The sequence below is a fragment of the Vibrio coralliilyticus genome, from assembly GCF_024449095.1.
Lineage (GTDB): Bacteria > Pseudomonadota > Gammaproteobacteria > Enterobacterales > Vibrionaceae > Vibrio > Vibrio coralliilyticus_A.
Genome location: NZ_CP024628.1, coordinates 482,787 through 500,895, shown reverse-complemented (window position 1 = coordinate 500,895; position 18,109 = coordinate 482,787). Strand labels below are relative to the sequence as shown.

Annotated in this window: 16 protein-coding genes and 1 tRNA gene; 10 read left to right on the top strand and 7 right to left on the bottom strand. The window is 43.6% G+C overall.

What is annotated here, in order from left to right; translation table 11 throughout:
• The first annotated feature begins 37 nt into the window (after positions 1–37).
• Positions 38–1,291, top strand: coding sequence for a peptidoglycan DD-metalloendopeptidase family protein (locus tag CTT30_RS17820; protein WP_252037340.1), 1,254 nt, complete (start codon positions 38–40; stop codon positions 1,289–1,291).
• Between the two features lie 82 nt (positions 1,292–1,373).
• Here CTT30_RS17820 and CTT30_RS17815 read toward each other — a convergent pair.
• Positions 1,374–1,464, bottom strand: a tRNA-Ser gene (locus CTT30_RS17815).
• Positions 1,465–1,780: 316 nt separating this feature from the next.
• Between CTT30_RS17815 and CTT30_RS17810 the strand changes: the two genes are divergently transcribed.
• On the top strand, positions 1,781–2,473 hold the full coding sequence (locus tag CTT30_RS17810; protein WP_252037339.1) for a MaoC family dehydratase: 693 nt from the start codon (positions 1,781–1,783) through the stop codon (positions 2,471–2,473).
• 52 nt (positions 2,474–2,525) lie between these two features.
• Here the strand turns inward: CTT30_RS17810 and CTT30_RS17805 are convergent, their stop codons facing one another.
• Positions 2,526–3,344 carry a phosphate ABC transporter substrate-binding protein gene (locus CTT30_RS17805; RefSeq protein ID WP_252037338.1) on the bottom strand — a complete coding sequence of 273 codons (819 nt, stop codon included), beginning with the start codon at positions 3,342–3,344 and terminating at the stop codon, positions 2,526–2,528.
• A gap of 138 nt (positions 3,345–3,482) precedes the next feature.
• On the opposite strand from CTT30_RS17805, the gene CTT30_RS17800 reads away from it, so the two are divergent.
• Positions 3,483–3,836 carry a DUF3024 domain-containing protein gene (locus CTT30_RS17800; protein ID WP_252037337.1) on the top strand — a complete coding sequence of 118 codons (354 nt, stop codon included), beginning with the start codon at positions 3,483–3,485 and terminating at the stop codon, positions 3,834–3,836.
• A 102-nt stretch (positions 3,837–3,938) separates the two neighbouring features.
• On the opposite strand, the gene CTT30_RS17795 is transcribed toward CTT30_RS17800, so the two are convergent.
• Positions 3,939–5,051, bottom strand: a complete 1,113-nt coding sequence (locus CTT30_RS17795; RefSeq protein WP_252037336.1) for a 1-acyl-sn-glycerol-3-phosphate acyltransferase — start codon at positions 5,049–5,051, stop codon at positions 3,939–3,941.
• A gap of 197 nt (positions 5,052–5,248) precedes the next feature.
• Between CTT30_RS17795 and CTT30_RS17790 the strand changes: the two genes are divergently transcribed.
• Both CTT30_RS17790 and CTT30_RS17785 read left to right on the top strand, forming a co-directional pair.
• Positions 5,249–5,863, top strand: coding sequence for an AraC family transcriptional regulator (locus CTT30_RS17790; protein WP_252037335.1), 615 nt, complete (start codon positions 5,249–5,251; stop codon positions 5,861–5,863).
• Between the two features lie 83 nt (positions 5,864–5,946).
• The gene (locus CTT30_RS17785) at positions 5,947–7,815 is read left to right on the top strand and encodes a methyl-accepting chemotaxis protein (RefSeq protein ID WP_239874807.1); all 1,869 of its coding nucleotides are present in this window, start codon (positions 5,947–5,949) and stop codon (positions 7,813–7,815) included.
• Positions 7,816–7,844: 29 nt separating this feature from the next.
• Here CTT30_RS17785 and CTT30_RS17780 read toward each other — a convergent pair whose 3' ends face one another.
• Positions 7,845–9,197 carry an alpha-amylase family glycosyl hydrolase gene (locus CTT30_RS17780; protein ID WP_252037334.1) on the bottom strand — a complete coding sequence of 451 codons (1,353 nt, stop codon included), beginning with the start codon at positions 9,195–9,197 and terminating at the stop codon, positions 7,845–7,847.
• Positions 9,198–9,404: 207 nt separating this feature from the next.
• Here CTT30_RS17780 and CTT30_RS17775 point away from each other — a divergent pair, with 207 nt between their 5' ends.
• Positions 9,405–10,061 (top strand): DsbA family oxidoreductase, encoded by a 657-nt coding sequence (locus CTT30_RS17775; RefSeq protein WP_252037333.1) that lies wholly within the window; start codon positions 9,405–9,407, stop codon positions 10,059–10,061.
• A gap of 4 nt (positions 10,062–10,065) precedes the next feature.
• On the opposite strand, the gene CTT30_RS17770 is transcribed toward CTT30_RS17775, so the two are convergent.
• Positions 10,066–10,968 carry a DUF808 domain-containing protein gene (locus CTT30_RS17770; RefSeq protein WP_252037332.1) on the bottom strand — a complete coding sequence of 301 codons (903 nt, stop codon included), beginning with the start codon at positions 10,966–10,968 and terminating at the stop codon, positions 10,066–10,068.
• Positions 10,969–11,155: 187 nt separating this feature from the next.
• Between CTT30_RS17770 and CTT30_RS17765 the strand changes: the two genes are divergently transcribed.
• Positions 11,156–12,076, top strand: a complete 921-nt coding sequence (locus CTT30_RS17765) for a M14 family metallopeptidase (RefSeq protein ID WP_252037331.1) — start codon at positions 11,156–11,158, stop codon at positions 12,074–12,076.
• Here the strand turns inward: CTT30_RS17765 and CTT30_RS17760 are convergent.
• On the bottom strand, positions 12,071–12,859 hold the full coding sequence (locus CTT30_RS17760; RefSeq protein WP_252037330.1) for an AraC family transcriptional regulator: 789 nt from the start codon (positions 12,857–12,859) through the stop codon (positions 12,071–12,073). The two genes, CTT30_RS17765 and CTT30_RS17760, sit on opposite strands and share 6 nt — an antisense overlap.
• Positions 12,860–12,958: 99 nt before the next feature.
• On the opposite strand from CTT30_RS17760, the gene CTT30_RS17755 reads away from it, so the two are divergent.
• The 3 genes from CTT30_RS17755 (at position 12,959) to CTT30_RS17745 (ending at position 15,680) form a co-directional block, all read left to right on the top strand.
• Positions 12,959–13,858, top strand: coding sequence for a DMT family transporter (locus CTT30_RS17755; RefSeq protein WP_252037329.1), 900 nt, complete (start codon positions 12,959–12,961; stop codon positions 13,856–13,858).
• Between the two features lie 189 nt (positions 13,859–14,047).
• A complete protein-coding gene (locus tag CTT30_RS17750) occupies positions 14,048–14,812 on the top strand; it encodes a DeoR/GlpR family transcriptional regulator (protein WP_239836108.1) in 765 nt (254 codons plus the stop codon).
• A gap of 145 nt (positions 14,813–14,957) precedes the next feature.
• Positions 14,958–15,680, top strand: a complete 723-nt coding sequence (locus CTT30_RS17745; RefSeq protein ID WP_252037328.1) for a LuxR family transcriptional regulator — start codon at positions 14,958–14,960, stop codon at positions 15,678–15,680.
• 289 nt (positions 15,681–15,969) lie between these two features.
• On the opposite strand, the gene CTT30_RS17740 is transcribed toward CTT30_RS17745, so the two are convergent.
• The gene (locus CTT30_RS17740; RefSeq protein WP_252037327.1) at positions 15,970–17,787 is read right to left on the bottom strand and encodes a hybrid-cluster NAD(P)-dependent oxidoreductase; all 1,818 of its coding nucleotides are present in this window, start codon (positions 17,785–17,787) and stop codon (positions 15,970–15,972) included.
• Positions 17,788–18,109: the final 322 nt, after the last annotated feature.

Genomic DNA, 18,109 nt, shown 5'->3' with positions numbered 1-18,109 from the left:
TTATAACATAACCATTTAAATTACAGCTGAATTTACCATGCCAGTTAATCGTCTAGCCCTGATCCTGATTGCTATCACCTGCTTTACCACCGCCGCACTCATCCAAATTGAACACACCGAAACAATGCCCTCCACCACTCAACAAATAACGAAAGTCATGTATCAGTCACTTCCAGGTGCAATCACTCCAGATATCCAGCCAATGAAAGTACATTACATCGTAAAAGTTGGGGATACATTAAGCTCTATCTTCTCTGAATGGGGGTTGCCTTATCAGACATTACAGGAGGTACTGGAAGCGGATTTAACTTCACTTAAGCTAGATACGATAAAACCAGGTGACCACTTAGAATTCGTGATTGATAGGGATAAGCGGAAATTGCTATCTCTGATTTTTCACGAGAGTCTAGTAGAGCAAGCCATTTATGAACAAGACAGCAGTGGCCAGTTCACCTATCGCTTCGATGAACAACCCAGCCAATGGCGCTCAACGCTTTATTCCGGTGAAATCAACGGCAGCTTCTCTATCGCAGCGCATCAACTCGGTTTAACAACCACACAGATTGCAAATATCACGCGTATATTGAGAGATAAAGTCAACTTCGCCCGGGATTTACGTACCGGCGATAGTTTTAACATTCTGGTCAATGAACAGTTTTTGGACACACATAAAACTGGAAATGCAGAAATCGAAGGCATAGCGTTGTCGCTAAGAGGAAGAGAGGTCGCTGCTTTTCTCGCGGAGGATGGGCGCTTCTATGACCGTAAGGGAAATAGCCTAGAGCAAGCATTTGATCGATACCCGATAACCAAAGCCTATCGCCGTATCACCTCGCCTTTTAACCCTAAAAGAAGGCACCCGGTCACAGGCAGAATTTCACCTCATAACGGCACCGATTTCGCAACGCCGGTCGGCACTCCTATCTACTCAACGGGAGATGGAAAAGTGATTGCGATAAGAAACCACCCATATGCTGGTAAGTACCTAGTGATAGAGCACAACAGTGTTTATAAAACACGATACCTACACCTAAGTCGCTTTTTAGTAAAGAAAGGGCAGCAGGTTAAGCGCGGCCAGAAGATAGCTCTATCTGGTGCAACTGGTCGCCTCACTGGACCACATCTTCACTTTGAAGTACTCGTACGAAATCGAGCCGTCGACCCAATGAAAGCGAACTTACCTCTAGCCACATCCATTCCTAAGAGCTTATCAAAAGCATTTGCAGGTAAGGTGGCCAGTTTTGATGAAAAAGTTGCCGCTCGGCAAAACAGTACAGAGAGAGAGGTATAAAGCAACCTTTGGTAAACCGCGCGTTTTATCAAAATGAAAAACGAAAAAGCCGCTGTAAAAACAGCGGCTTAATCTTTGAATGTGGCGGAGAGATAGGGATTTGAACCCTAGATACGCTATTAACGTATGCCGGTTTTCAAGACCGGTGCTTTCAACCACTCAGCCATCTCTCCAATGCGCAGGCAGTTTAGATTTTGGCATGAATTTTGTAAAGAATTAATTTGTAGTCACTGAGTTAAATGACGATAAATCAACCACCTGATTTTGTGTTTTTATCGCTGAAAACGCCAAAAACCAACGCATTTTGAAGTGTAAATACTCTAAAGTGCATTTTCTAATAAAATAATGTTTTATTAGAAAGATACTGATTTTTAAAAGAAATAGCACTTTGAGATAACATATGTACGCCCGAAAATCATTGCGCATAATTGTGAAGTGTTTCAAAATTAGTGGGTTGACCTATATCAATGAGAGATTTCTGAGGTTGTTATGAAAGTCGCAGACCTATTTAAACATCGTGGTGATAAACAGCATTCTGAATTCATGCAGTGGATGTCCCCTGCAGTACGTGAATATTGGGATGAGCTTTTGCACAAAGCCAATAACCGCCACTTGTTTAGTCGCCTCAGAGATCTGCAACGCCCTGCTGTAAACGATGAAGTTCAACCACATGTTGAGCCTACGGTAACAAAGCCAAAGTCTATTGAACTCAAGCCAGAAGCGCAAAAACTGTTTGACGAGCTTCAGGAAAAATTAGGCGAAGTTATTCACACTGGTGATTGGTTGGATATTTCTCAGGAGCGCATCAATCAGTTTGGGCAGGTTACAGAAGACATGCAATGGATCCATACCGATCCAGAGCGTGCTGAAAGTGAATCACCATTTAAAACAACCATAGCACATGGCTTTCTAACACTAGCTCTACTACCTAAGTTAACTGACAGCGTGGATCCCGATCATTCGTTGTTCCCTACAGCCAAAATGGTTGTCAACATTGGTCTTAACCAAGTCCGCTTTCCATATCCAGTCAAAGCTAACAGCCGAGTTCGAGCGGTAAGTAAGCTTTCTAAGGTGACTCCGATTAAGAAAGGATTGGAGATCGAGCGTGAAATTAAAGTTGAAATTGAAGGTGTTCGTCGACCTGGTGCCATTGTGGTTTCGGTTATTCAATTGCATTTCTAGTAGTACATTTATTATCAAGGAGAGCTACTTGAGCTCTCCTTTTTTGTTTCTGCTACTGACTGATTGGCGTATAACCGTATTCGCGGATTAAAGTTTGAGCCTCTTTACCTTGCAGGTATTGAATGAATGACTGGGCATCTTTATCAAGTTCCGCTTTCTTATAAAGTACAAGGAATGGGCGAGACAGTTCATATTTACGTTCAGCAATGGTTTTGCTATTTGCATCTACTCCCTCAAATGTGATGGCTTTAATTGAGCTATCAACAGATCCTGTAGAAATAAATCCAATCGCTTGTTTGTTATGGTTGACGATGGTTTTCACCATGCTGTTACTATTAACCACTAAGTTATCTGGATTGATATCTGAAACCTGACGTCCATTTACAATTTTCGTAAGGCCCAGCAGGCTTTCAAAGCTATAACGTGAGCCGGATGACGCTTCACGTGTCACTACAGCAATTTTTTGATCGGCTCCCCCCAACTCTTTCCAGTTGGTAATTTTACCTTTATAGATATCGAATAGCTGCTCACGACTGACATTTTGGACCGGATTAGATTTATTGACGACAACAGCCAAGCCATCAAATGCCAAAGGGGTGACCGTTAACGTTTCATCCTGCTCACTTTCTGTCAGGTATCGTGAGCTCATACCAATATCTGCTACGCCTTTCTTTAAAAGGGTAATACCTGCAGTTGAACCGATACCTTGTACTGCAATGTAGGTTTCAGGGTGGGCCGTATTAAAGTTTTCAGCCAATACATCCATAACACGTGCCACCGATGTAGAACCGGACACATTAACTTCACTCGCCAGCGCAGGAAAAGTAAGTAAAGAAGAGGACAACATTGCCACCAGCGCAATACGAATCATAATAATCTCCAATCTGATGCGGATAAGTAAACTCGCGCTATCATATTTCGATTACATGACATTTTTGTGAAAACCTATGCAGACTCCTCATATTCTTGTACATACTATGGGTAGGTTAGCGTTAATGATGGAGCCGGTATGGGACTGGTCAGTTTGCTGCAAAAACAAGTAGAAAGCCGCGCGCAGGTAATCTGTGAACAGCGTAATAAAAGCTTACCTGCAGAATTAGGTAAAGCGAGCTATGACGTAACGGATAATGGAGTGATATTCATCAAGCAACATTTTCTGCTTGATTCAGCGCATTGCGATTACATGATGCCTGTTGCCAAGGTGCAATGGAACCAAGAGCGCAGCTCTTGGCTGCTATTTATGCCTGACGAACTCAATGAAGAAAATTGGCTGCCCTATCCTTACCTTGCGCAAAGTCATGATCTGACGGCGATTATGCGCGAAGTAGACAAAGATCCTAAATCCGTATTTTGGCAAGACTAACCGAAAAACAACGCAAATCAGCCTAAATTTCAAGCACAAACTGAGCATTAAACATACTGAAGCTTGTGCTTAGAGATTTATACCTAAGCGATAGTTTTACCCTTAGGGAGTCTTAGCGGTTTGATTCTTAACCGGATTGGCATAGCTTGCCACTAAGTAAGGTTGCGCACCCTCGGGTAACTGGCTCAGCTTGTCGGCCATGATGTCTTTGACTGTTTGATCGACCTTTTCGTTACCTGCAGCCAGCTCATTTATAGGGAACACTTTGTAATTGTCATGGATCTGGCGATCAATCTCTTCTGCTAACGCTTCTGGTGTTTCTAAGTCATCATAAATGACATCACCAAATGCCACATGTATACGACCTTTATCACCTACAATGCCTTGAATGATGCTTTCAATATCTTCAAATTCGCCTTTTTCGTAAGAACCACTGGTGGCTTTTTCAAATAACTCACGGGCTTTAGCGATATCACATGGATCATTTTCATAGGAAATAGAAACCGGGACGATACGCAATGATTTAATGTACTCTGAAAACTCTATTTTCTGCTTACGCCCTTCCACATGGAACATTTTAAGGATCGCCGGATCGGTAAAATCATTACCATCTTTCGCGCGCCCTTCTTTTTGCGCGATCCAGATAGAGTTACCCGTATCGAGCGAATGTTTGATGTAGCTAGACAAAGTGCCTAGCGCTTTCATCATTTCACGTGGGCCTTTCGCCGAACGTTTTACGATGAAACTCTTGTTAAGCTTCATCAGTTCCGTCGCACAAGGCTTTTTCAAGAGGTTATCGCCAATGGCAATACGAACCGTTTTATGATCACTCTGATGAAGGCCGTAGTTCACCAGTGCTGGGTCCATCGCAATGTCACGGTGATTGGACACAAATAAATAAGAGGTTTCTTTATCTAGCTTATCCAGTCCCGAATAAGTCACACCCTTTGTTGTTGTGCTCAAAGTTTGCTCAAGGTATTTTTTTACTTCCATCTGAATGGTTTCGACAGAGTTAAGCTTTGACCACTTCATTTTGAGGTACACTTTGACAATCGGTGACATCAGCGTTTTAAACCAACCGGCATGGTTAGCAAATCGATGCTGTAAAATTGCACTGATAAACTCTTCATCGTTAATCAGGCGGTCGATAGCCGCTGGAATTTCTTCGTCATTATAAGGACGGATTTCAACAAAAGGGTCGTTTTTAGAAGTCATTTCTTATTACATCTGATAAAAAGCTGGCCTATTCTACGCAGAGATTAGGGGATTGACAGCTATACTTCTCTCATAATCAACAAGGTCAGACCAGAATAAAATCACCGATTAAGTGGAAAGTCGGAGTTAAGTTGGTTTTTTCTGCAAGAAACGTTAACCTTATCGCCCCTTGAGTACCCAAGAACATGAGCAATTCAATGCACTACGCTATTTCGCATGACTATCGCGACTTTCAATATCTGACTATGACACCACGTAAAAAGAGCATCAAGCATATGCTACTTAAAGTCGAGCAAGGTCTGACGCTGTTGAAACTCGGTAAAACAGAATATGCGATTGAAGCGGGCCAGGCAGTTTGGGTCCCATTTGATGCCCTGTGCGCACTCACCTTCTTCCCGCAGACACAAGTTCAACAAATTGAAGTATCTTCACGTGTTACTTCATTCCTCCCTAAACAAGGTGGCTTTGTAACTCTCAATGAGCTCACAAACGCTTTATTGAATAGGTTAAAGGTGATGGAAGATCGACACGATGCGAAAAAAAATCTCCTTACTGTTTTACAAGAAGAGCTTTCAAGCTTCAAACCTCAGTTGAAGGAAAGCAAACTGACTCAACAAATAAACCAATGGGCCCCTAACATCGACAGCAAACTATTGGCAGAGCAACAACTCGTTTTGAACGTGCGAGAGGCCTACAAACGAATGCAATCTGGACAATCACGCCGCCAGGTTGTTGCCGAGCTGTTCGAAGGCAATGAAGCAATGTATTCACAAATTGAAAAAACAATTCGAGGTGAAAAGCAGAAAACTTGATTAAGTTACTGGCTGATTGTTCATTTCATAACTATAAATCTATAAATATCCTCTATATTTGTAGATAAAATAGGAAGGCGAATATGAAATTCAGCCATAAAATTGTGGCAGCATCCTCTCTCCTTTTACTGGCCACAGTAACATTGCTTACCCTACAGCAGTACTACACCGTTCAAACAGAAATTAAATCTCAAGTCACTTCCAGTGTCGCCGAGATTGTGGATGGCGTTAGAGATACAACCGCTGCTGAGATAAACAGTAGAAAAGCGATTGCTACCTATGCCACCAGTATGCTTGAGTCCAACCTAGATCTGGATGCGATGGAAACCGTCATTACACGTCCCATCGTTAAAGAAACTTTCCTATTAGCTGGATTAGGGTTTGAGAAAGATGGTTCAAACATCAATAACGATCCGTCTTGGAATCCCGGACCAACATGGGATCCACGTGCGCGCCCTTGGTATATCGACGCTAAAAACGCAGGCAAACTCATTATTACGGCCCCCTATGCTGATTCTGCGACAGGTGAAATTCTGGTTTCCATAGCCACTCCAGTCAAAGACAGCGGCAAGTTTATCGGTGCTATCTTCTACGATGTTAGCCTGGCAGGTCTTGCCGACCTTGTTAACAAGGTGCAATTGTTTGATGCAGGTTACGTGTTTATCGTCGCAGGTGACGGCACAACCATTGCTCACCCTCAAACAGACTTCAATGGTAAACCGATGAAAGATTTCTTGGGTAATACAAATATCCAAGATGACCCTCAACAAGTCTCTATTGACGGTAAAGATTACACTCTCGACTTTTCTAAAGTGCCTGGTGAAGATTGGTATATCGGTGTTGTCCTCGATGAAGAAATTGCTTATCAGTCACTAGCAGACCTACGTAACAGTTCCATCATCTACACTGTCGTGGCCCTAATCATCAGTATTGTTATTCTTCTTGTCTTGATGACGGCTCTAATGAGGCCACTTGTCGCCCTCAACAGTGCCATTCAGGACGTAGCTTCAGGTGAAGGCGACCTTACCCAACGCCTCGACACCAATACCGACCAAGAGTTTTCATCATTGGCAGAAGGATTCAACTCCTTCACCAGTGCGCTTCAACAGCAAATCACTCAATCAAAAGCGATTGGCGAAGAGATTCTACGTGGGTCTGAAATGACTTCGATGGGCTTACAAGAATCAGCGGCGGCCATGCAAGATCAGCTGAGAGAGTTAGAACAGCTCGCTACAGCCATGCACGAAATGGCTACAACCTCCGGTGATGTTGCCAACAATGCACAAGGCGCAGCTTCGGCAGCAAAAGAGGCTGATGAAGCAACTGAAGTCGGTACACGGGTTGTTGGCGATACAACTGGTGCCATCACTGAACTGTCACAACGTATCGATGAAGCAGTTGAAGAAGTGAAAACATTAGAATCTGCTACTGACAACATTGAAACCATTTTGAAAGTTATCAATGACATTGCGGATCAAACCAACCTACTCGCATTGAATGCCGCCATTGAAGCAGCTCGTGCTGGTGAGTCCGGCCGTGGTTTTGCTGTGGTCGCCGATGAGGTGCGCACACTGGCGCAAAGAACTCAGGAGTCTACCACTGAAATTCGAAACATGATTGAGCAATTGCAATCAGGAGCAACCGCAGTCGCCAATGCAATGAATATGAGTAAAGAAACCGCCAGTGGCGCGGTATTAAGAGCAGAAGAAGCGAACGCCGCTCTTAACAGTATTCGTGATGCAATCCAAGCCATCAGTGATATGAACATTCAAATCGCATCTGCAGCAGAAGAACAAAGTTTAGTGGCAGAAGAGATTAACAACAACACAGTGAAAATTAAGGATCTTTCTGTTCAAGTGGCGGATGCCGCAGAAAATGCCAACATAGCCATGCAAGCACAAACTGAAAACATCCGCGAACAAGATGCAATACTCAACAAGTTCAAAGTGTAATATTTTCGGCCCTCCCTCTGGGAGGGCTCTTAACTCTTAACTAACATTAAACTCTCTTCACCAGCCACGGAGATACTCATAGTACCTCGTTGACTAAGGTAATGCTCTTCAGACAGTAAATCCAACCACTTACCACTCACCGCAATCTGTACTCTCTGTGTTCGCTTGGATTTATTGATGATAACGATACCTTCATCACCACGAGCAAATATTAAGAGATCGTCAGATGCTTCCATCACCTGCATAGTTTTACCATGCATGAGATTATAAAAACGAATACGCGATGTCATCCGCTTATCATTCCAAGCATTCAGCCATCGAGGTCGACCATCAGAGCCTTTCAGCCCACAAGTATCAAGATCCGTGTAGATCAATGGCACACCACCATCTCTACCGAGAATATAGCTGTATGCTAACCACTCTGTTTTTTCTGGCATGACCAAATTAGCAAACACATTATTGTTTGGAATGTCATGGGTTATGGCAAACGTAATCGCCCTGCTTTGTGAGAGCGCTTGCCCGAAGCAATATGGGTTAACCAAACTCTTTAAGCTACCTTTAGCTTCTAATGCATCAAACATAGTTTGAAACAACGGGAAGTCATAAGCACCCAAGCGAGTTTCCGCCAAGAACGGCTCAAGGAATAAATCATATTCAAGCTTTGTAGCGCCACCATCGGTGATGATCTCACCAAAGATATGGACGTCTTCACAGATCTCTTTACTCCACACTTTTTGCAAATGTTCTAGTGACATGTGCTTAGCTGCATCAATTCGGAACCCTTTCACACCAAGAGATTTCAGCGAACGCAAATATGCCTGCTGCTGCTTGATAACATGCTCATGAACACGCAAGGTCGGTAAGCCCGGATCGGCAGGACCACCAGTAATTCGTCCATTTTGGACTTGCCATTTATCCTGCCAGTCTTCAATCCCAAATGCTTCGACGAAATCGTTTTCAACAAACAGTGGCTCTGACAAGTCTCCGAACAATTTGATATTTTCATAGTAGTCAGTATCTAACTGATAGGACTCTAGGACGCTTTGATCGGGATACTGAAGGTCTAATCTACTCTGTGATTCATTCGCCATGTGGTTAAAAACCACATCTGCATAAACATAAATTGAACGTTGGTTCAGCGCTTTAACCATGTCTTTAAAGCTTCGTGTATCACCGAGCTGGTTATCAATCACACGATAATCCTGTGGTTGGTAGCGTTGCCACCATTTTGTACCCTGTGCGTGTTTTAAAGACTTCATTGGAGGAGAAACCAGCACAGATTTATAACCCGCCGCTGTAATTTCATCAGCGCGTTGAGCAACCAATGCGTACGGCCAGTCGAAGGCATGAAGAATGACGTTGGCTGTTTTAAAAACGTTCATCTCTTGTTCCTTTATCTCAAATTCCATAATCACCTGACTGATTGCAGGTGAAGGCTGGCTGCCATTATAGACACAAGCCAATCTTTTTCTTCCCCCCTAGAAAGCGGAATGGGTGTAGTAGATCTAAGGCGTAGAATTTGAACTATTTATAAAATTAATTATTCTCACTCACTATAATGAAGTAGTAAGTAAAGAAAGGCGTCAATCATGAAAAATGTTCGGATAGACATAGTGTCAGATGTGGTTTGCCCGTGGTGCATCATCGGGTACAAAAGACTGGAGCAAGCTTTAATGACACTATCAGACACTATTGAGGCAGAGATTCACTGGCACCCATTCGAGCTTAACCCTGCAATGAAGCCGGAAGGGCAAAACCTACGAGAGCACTTGGCGGATAAATACGGCACGTCTTTAGAAGCGAGTATTGCCGCTCGTCAAACCATCACTGATTTAGGCCAAGAATTGGGGTTTGAGTTTAATTTCACAGATGAAATGAGAATTTATAATACTCGGAAAGCGCATCAGCTCTTACTTTGGTCACAATCGCAAGGATTACAACTCGACCTAGAAATCGCCATGTTCCACGCCTACTTTACAGATGGTAAAGATGTGAGTGACACAGAGACTTTGTTAGATATTGCTGAATCCCTTGGACTAAATAGAGTCACCTGTCAGGCTGTACTTTCAGACACGAGTTGGAAAGAGACCGTATCCTCAACAGAGCAGCAATGGCTTGAAGCTGGAATAAACGCAGTACCAGCGATCATCATTGATCGCAAACACTTAATTTCAGGTGCTCAAAGCAGTGAAATGCTGGTTGAAGCACTGCAAGAAATCACTCACCAGCAAAACAATGTAGAATAAATGGCTAACTACGTCGAAGAAGCTTTCCAATGACACCCCATAGAAGTACAAGCACCATACCCGCTAGGACACCAATCAGGCCGTTGAGAATAGAAGGGAAAAGTGCTTTCGCTAAGGTTAAACTTGGCAAATTGAGTAATACTGGCTCAATCCAATGGTGAACGACAGGCACGTTGTGAACAACAATCCCACCTCCCACTAAAAACATCGCGGCAGTACCCACTACTGTTAAGAACTTCATTAACTTTGGCGCAAAGATAATTAAACCTCTACCAATCCATGCCATGACACCTGTCCCTTTTGAAATACGGTTAAGATAAAAGCCAAGATCATCCAATTTCACAATACCTGCCACAAGGCCATAAACACCAATAGTCATTAAAACCGCAATTAAGCTGACCACCATTATTTGGGTCAACATGGAATGTCCTTGAACCGTTCCAAGGGCAATAACGATAATTTCCGCAGATAAGATAAAATCGGTTCTAATTGCGCCTGCCACTTTATGCTTTTCATACTCTGCAACAGAACCCGTCGGTAATTCATCACCTGTATCAGCTTCTTCATTTGAATGAAAAAGCTTCTCAGCCAGCTTTTCCGCGCCTTCACAACAGAGAAACAAACCACCCAAAAGAAGCAATGGCATAATAAGCCAAGGGGCAATAGAGCTCATCAAGAGTGCTGCTGGAACTAAAATCAATTTATTTCTAAACGAGCCTTTAGCAACGCTCCATACGATAGGAATTTCACGCTCTGCAGCAACACCAGATACTTGTTGTGCGTTCAACGCCAGATCGTCCCCTAGTACACCAGCAGTTTTTTTCGCTGCTACTTTGGACATCAAAGCGACATCATCCAACACCGTAGCGATGTCATCTAACAGGGTTAACAGACTCGCACCCGCCATTTGTTTTCTCTTAGAAATAAGACATGTAACTAAATGTAACATTGACCACATCGAACTTAAACCGAATTCTCGTCAGTAATGCGTCAATAACAACACCCCGGTTATTGGCTGAACTTATATTGATTGCTTCCCCAAAATGGGCGTTTTATGCTGTCGCCCACATCCCATAACAAACATAGGCAAAGTAATGCATAGTTCTTACTCTTACCCTATCGGAACACCAGGCCAAAAATGGCAAGAATCAGAGCGTCAAGCTTGGCGTGAAAAAACCAGTATCAAACGAGAATACCAACAAGAAGTGGTTCCAAAGATTCAAGCCCTACAAGAAAGGTTCGATATCGAACAGTATGGTGCTCTCTCCTACGACCCAAGCCGCTACCCACTTTTTTGCATTAAAAGTAAAAATTGGGACAGTACAAAACCCGTTGTTCTGGTGACAGGTGGGGTTCATGGCTACGAGACCAGCGGCGTTCATGGTGCACTCAAATTTGCTGACACTCAGATGGAAAAATACGCTGAGCACTTCAACATCATCGTCGCACCATGTGTCAGCCCATGGGGTTATGAGACCATCAATCGCTGGAACCCATTAGCGATTGATCCAAACCGCTCTTTCTATGAAAACAGCCCGGCAGAAGAATCCGCCAATCTAAGAGCGCTGGTAGCCTCAATAGGACAAGATGTATTAGTTCATATTGATTTGCATGAAACGACAGACACGGATGAAACCGAGTTCAGACCTGCCCTGGCCGCACGTGATGGCATTGAGTATATCGAAGGTATGATTCCTGATGGCTTCTACACAGTAGGTGATACTGAAAACCCTCAACCTGAGTTTCAGGCAGCGGTGATTGAGTCAGTTAGAAAAGTGACTCATATTGCTCCCGCTGATGAAAAAGGCGAAATCATCGGCTCAGCCATTGTACAGGATGGCGTCATCAACTACCCGATGGTAAAACTTGGCCTGTGTGGCGGTGTAACCAACTGCACTTACGGCACGACTACTGAAGTCTATCCTGATAGCCCGAAAGTGACCGATGAAGAGTGTAACGACGCTCAAGTTGCGGCCATCGTAGGAGGATTGGATTTCGTAATCAAAAAGCTATAACAGCTTACTCTTATACTGCTCCGGGGTTTGCCCGGAGTATTTTTTGAACATTGCGATAAACGGGCTGGCTTGATTGTAGCCCAAGGTTAATGCCACTTCTTTTACTGAATGCCCTTTGCGCAACAAGTCCATCGAATACAGATAACGTACTCTCAGCCTCCACTCTGTAAAGCTCATTCCCAGTTCAGACTGACAATGGCGTGCTAATGTGCGCTCAGTGGTATGAACCTTCTCTGCCCATTCAGAGAGGCTGGTATTATCAATCGGGTTCTCTTCTACTGCCGCCAATATTCTCGCCAGATATTTGTTGTCTGAAGAAGGCAAAAAGTGATGCTGAGTATCACGAGTTGCCAATTGATCTAAAAGAACTTGCACAAGACGCTTATCTTGATCCGTTCGGGCAACATTAATGTCTCGTTGACGAAAGTCATCGACAATCGATGACACAATCGGCGTAATTTTGATCAAGCTAGTACAGTCTGGAAAATGCGTAGTAAGTTCCTGAGCGATATTCAAGGAACAGTAGGATAGTGGCTTTCTGTTGTAACTAGTGTGCATCACACCTGCTGGAACCCAGATGGCTAAATGGGGGGGAGCAAGAAAACGAGTTCCTTCGGCCTCCATTTCAAGAATACCACCACTGATCAGTTGCACCTGCCCCCATGGGTGGCTATGCATTCGCGTCTCTGTATTGGATAAGAAAGCTTCAAAATTCATAAATACATCTGATGGAGCTTTATCTATTGATAGAGATGGGTGAAGGTGTTTGGCCGATTTTCTCAAATTTGTCTTCCTGTCGCGCCCGATGTCTTTTAAGAAATATCTACAATCATACAGACCTGTCAAACTCACTTCTACTGTTCACTTTGAGATGAGGCTCACATGATCTACTTACTTCCACTACTTACCGTTTTCATCTGGGGAGGGAATTCGATCATCAACAAGATGGCAGCTTCCGTTATCGAGCCTAGTGCGATGAGCTTCTTTCGTTGGTTTTTTGCCATGCTAGTGCTCACGCCTTTTTGCTTACCGAAAGTGATTAAACAATGGCCTATCATCAAACCGTATTTAAGCAAACTCGCATTTCTAGCCATGCTAGGTATGGTGTTAAACCAATCGCTGGGTTATTACGCAGGCCTTACTACGACTGCATCTAATATGGCTTTGATCACCTCATTAGTACCACTTCTCAGTGTATTTATGAGCGTGCCGTTACTCGATAAAAAAGTCTCTCTTCTAAGCATCATTGGTGGTGTCATTTCACTTGCAGGTTTATCTTTTATGCTCGGACAAGGGGACATAGCTTTCTTTTTACATCAAAATGTGACTCAAGGTGATGCATTGATGGTTTTAGCGGCTTGTTGCTACGCAGCTTACTGTGTACTGATAAAACGCTGGAAGATGCCTTTGTCTAACTGGACACTCATCTATATGCAAGGGATCTTTGCAGTCATCATGCTAGCGCCTCTTTGGCTTTCTAGTAATCATCTCACTCCTACAAAGGGAGCCTTCTCCCTTATCGCCTACGCCTCCATTGCCGCATCGATTCTCGCGCCTTGGATGTGGGTAAAAGCGATTGATGCTATAGGTGCGGATTCGAGTGCGATGTTCATGAATTTACTGCCTGTCGTCGCCGTATCATTAGCGGCTACTTTGCTAGGAGAAAATATTCAGAGTTACCACCTGATGGGCGGTATTATGGTGATCTCTGGCGTCATCCTGTCACAAGTAAAACGAAAGCCGAAGGTAGAACAAAGCCTGCAAAAAGTTAAGCCAGTATAAATGTTCGCCAAAAACCAAAAGCCACAATCGCAACCGAAGCACCCAACTCAAAAATGGATCATTTTTATGTTCGTTTATGTGAACATTTTCTTAAAACGAACCTTAATCAGCCAGTTCCGCTCATAAATCATTGCTTTGCGTTCCTCAAACCGTAGAATTGCTCTATTCCAACAGACAAGGATATTGTTAGTGAAAGCCATCAAGCGTCACCAAGAAATCATCGAGCTGGTGCAAACTCAAGGTTTTGTTAGCACTGATGAGTTAGTCGAGCGTTTTGACGTGAGTCCGCAAACCATTCGTCGTGATCTCAACGAACTCGCTGATGAAAACAAAATTCGCCGAAATCATGGCGGGGCGACGATCGCCTCCAGTTCCGAGAACTCCTCTTATCAAACTCGCCAAATTTCCTATCAGAAGGAAAAAGGCCAAATTGCGCTGGAACTGGTCAAGCACATCCCTGATGGCGCAACCTTATTCATTGATATTGGTACGACCCCGGAAGCAGTCGCCCGTGCCCTGCTAGGAAAACATCATAACCTACGCATCGTAACCAACAATATCAATGTAGCAACAATTCTAATGTCTAAGCCTGATTTCAAGGTTATTCTAGCCGGCGGTGAAGTTCGCGGTAAAGACGGAGGTGTCACAGGTGAAGCAACCCTCGATTTCATCTCTCAGTTCCGCCTAGATTTTGGCATTCTAGGTATTTCAGGCATTGACTATGACGGCTCATTACTCGACTTCGACTATCACGAAGTTCGTGTCAAACGTGCAATTATTGAAAACAGCCGCTCAGTATTTCTAGGCGTAGACCACAGTAAATTTGGCCGTAATGCTATGGTAAAGCTAGGCACTATCGCTGATGTTGATCTCATTATTACCGATAGAAAACCACCAAAAGAAATAGAGTCCTACGCCAAAGAAAACGACACTGTTCTTCAAGTTGTAAAATAAAGAAAAGGCGCATATCGCGCCTTTTTCTATTCTTGTCACTAATATGCTTAAAAATTCCCCACTCTCACTTTTAACGTGAGAAAAATATTACATAACTCGAATGTAATTTGTTATAAGTAATAAAAAGCGGCGTTAATAGCACTAAATGAAAGAAATTTTACGTCTGATAGATAACTACCAAACCATTGATTCTATTGACTCAATGGTCAGATTACTGGATCAGTTAAACACGATTGTAAACAGCGAGTATTTTGTACTTGGTGTATCGTTTGACCCACATATTAAAAATGGTCGATTTATCGTTGTAGATAACTTTCCGGATGAATGTCGTAAAGATTCATGCAATCTTGAATTAATGTATGTTGATCCTATTTGCAATTTTGGCGCATCAAACTGTATGCCTAGCGTTTGGGAATCAGCCAAACAAATAGATGTTCACAGCCAGGCGCTTTATTCCTTATCGCATATTCAAGGAATAGAACAAGGTATCAGTATCCCCATTCATGGATTAAATGGTGAAGTGGGTATTCTTAGTTTCGCCACATCAGACGTTATTGCTCACCCCGCCAACCCTGATGCATTACTGTTTACTCAGTTGATTATCCCGCTCATTGTACAGAACTTACCGCACTTGCCTTTGACTTCACAAACTAAGCACTCTCAAGCGATGTTAACTAACAGGGAAATTGAATGCCTGACTTGGGCCGCCGATGGAAAAAGTGCTTTAGAAATTGCAGAGCTCGTTGATTGCACTGAACGAACCGTTAAGTTTCACCTGAGTAATGCGTGTAAGAAACTCGGAGCGACCAATCGCTGCCAAGCGGTGACAAGAGCCCTACTCGGTGGGCATATTAAACCACATCAATAAGGGAAAGTAGTCTCCTCTACTTTCGTTCTAAATAATCAGAGCCGATTTGATTGGCTATGTCTATATTTTTCGCTCTAATCCACCATTTAGTATCAAGTTTAATACAAAACCTGTCCGATCGGACAGTTACACTATCCTATTGTTTTTAATATCATTATATCACTGAGTTACGACACGTCAGTTGGCTCAGACTGATGAATACGATCCAAATACAAATGAAACAAAGTATTCACACTAAAAAAAGCCCCGAATCATTGATTCGGGGCTTTTACCTTTTATAGAGCTAGGTTTAGTTCACCACTTCAATATCCGTTTCAGGGATACAACAACATGCTAAAGCAACACCCATGTTTTTTTCGTGATCTTGTAGTCCTGGAACATCAGGTTGGTGAACTTTGCCTGACTCAACCGTCACCTTACATGCACCACACAAACCAGCGCGGCAGCTATGAGCAATAGCTATCCCGGCATCTTCCGCTTGCTCTAACAACGGCTTTTGGTTATTGCCGGTAAAGATGTTGCCATTAACACTTAACTGAAGCTCTTTAAGTGGTTGCAGATTGGTTTGAGAAACACCGAACGCTTCTTGGTGATAGCACTCCTCCGGTAACCCTTTCTTCAGCAAGAGAGTTTTCGCCTGTTCCATAAAGCCATCAGGTCCGCATACAAAGACCTGCCTTTGCTCAACATTTTCGATCTGCTTTAAGTGCGCGCTAGTCAAACGCCCTTTTAAGCCGAACCAATCCACTGGCGGCTGAGACAATGCGATCAAGACTCTCAATCCAGGGTGTTGACGTTTGTAGCTATCCAACTCTTCTTTGCATGGGATATCTTCAATGCTACGACACTGGTGATAAAAGGTGACATCATTAGCCTGATCGTGATCAGAGAGGTACCTCAACATGGACAGCATAGGGGTCACACCACTCCCCGCAGACAAGAGCAAAATGGGTTGATCGTGTTTGTCTCCAAGGTGGAAGCTGCCATCAGGGTTTTCACACGCTAACGTATCACCGACTTTCAGATTGTCGTTCAGCCAGTTGGAAACTCGCCCACCATCAATACGTTTGACAGAAATAGCCAACCGCCCAGGCCTTGAAGGACTGGAAGAGAGCGTATAGCGACGCGCGACTTTTTCACCATCGATATCAACTGAAATCGGTAAGTGCTGACCGGGTTGGTAGACAGGAGCCGTGCCGTGTTCTGGCTCTAGCCAAAATGTCACAAAGTCACGAGCAATCTCTTCACGTTCAACACACGTCATCACCAATTTTTCCGGAGTGTTGTCTGGATAGAACTCTTTCTCTTTGTACTCAAGGACTTCCACCACATCTCCCTGGCGAATCATACCTTCATTCTTAGCGACTAAGTTTTGACCGAAGAAAACGCCACCTCGCTCGTTCGCTCGAAACTGAGACAGTGTGTTGAGTGGCTCTTTGCTTGGTCTGAATTCACCTTTATCGACATCAACCGTTGTCAGGATGCAGCGTTCACACGCTTTAACCGCTTCAAACTCCACTTCTCCAATACGGATTCGCTTCCAGCTATCTTCCTCAAACGCCTCAGTCGTAGAAACAATCAGGTTGGCACGGAATTGGTTCATTGAGTGATGTTCAGGGCTGCGGCGGTTTAGTTCGTCCAAAGAGCCCTGACCAATCACAAGCATTGGATAACCGTCGGCAAAGCTGACATTACCCCCAACTTTCTCTCGTACTCGGTTCGATTGCTCGCCTGAAAACAGCAACTCTACCCTCTGTTGTAATACGTCGCTGAACCAGTCATCCGCTTTGTCCGTTGTGGTATAAGCGGTGAAGTTATCTTTCCATACCTGAGCAGGAGCTTCCTGCATTTTGAAATCTGAGTACTTTAAGCGAAGTGGCGGTTTGCCTTCAGCAACAAAAATTAAACCGTCTGGCGTCAAGCTCGACGGAACTTTAACCATATGCGGATACTTACGCGCCGTCACCATGGAACCATCAGCCAAAGCAAGCATAAAACGACGGTCAAACATCAGGCCTTGCTTTTCTACCCAAGCAGAAGATTGGCTGATACCGCCTAAGGATTTAACTGGGAAAACGTTGATTTGAGAAAGAGTTGGAGCTGACATTGCTAATCCTGAGCTTTGTTATTTGCTGCGATTATACCCGACTCTCTAACGAGATGTTTCATGAAGATGTCAGTTCCAATCATAAAATTCACTTCAAACTTTGTGAATCCGATAATTAACTCGAAACCTCATCATAAAGCGTATCGAAATATGTCTTTGTCTTGAAAACTGTTAACACCCCACTCCCTTATGTAAGAATCCATTAAATTAACTTGTTCTAATGTACCACCTCGCTAGTATGGATTTACCGCATTATCCCAGGTGCGGTACTCCAAACATTGTTGTGTTGTATAACGGATTATGAAAATCCGATATTTCAGGG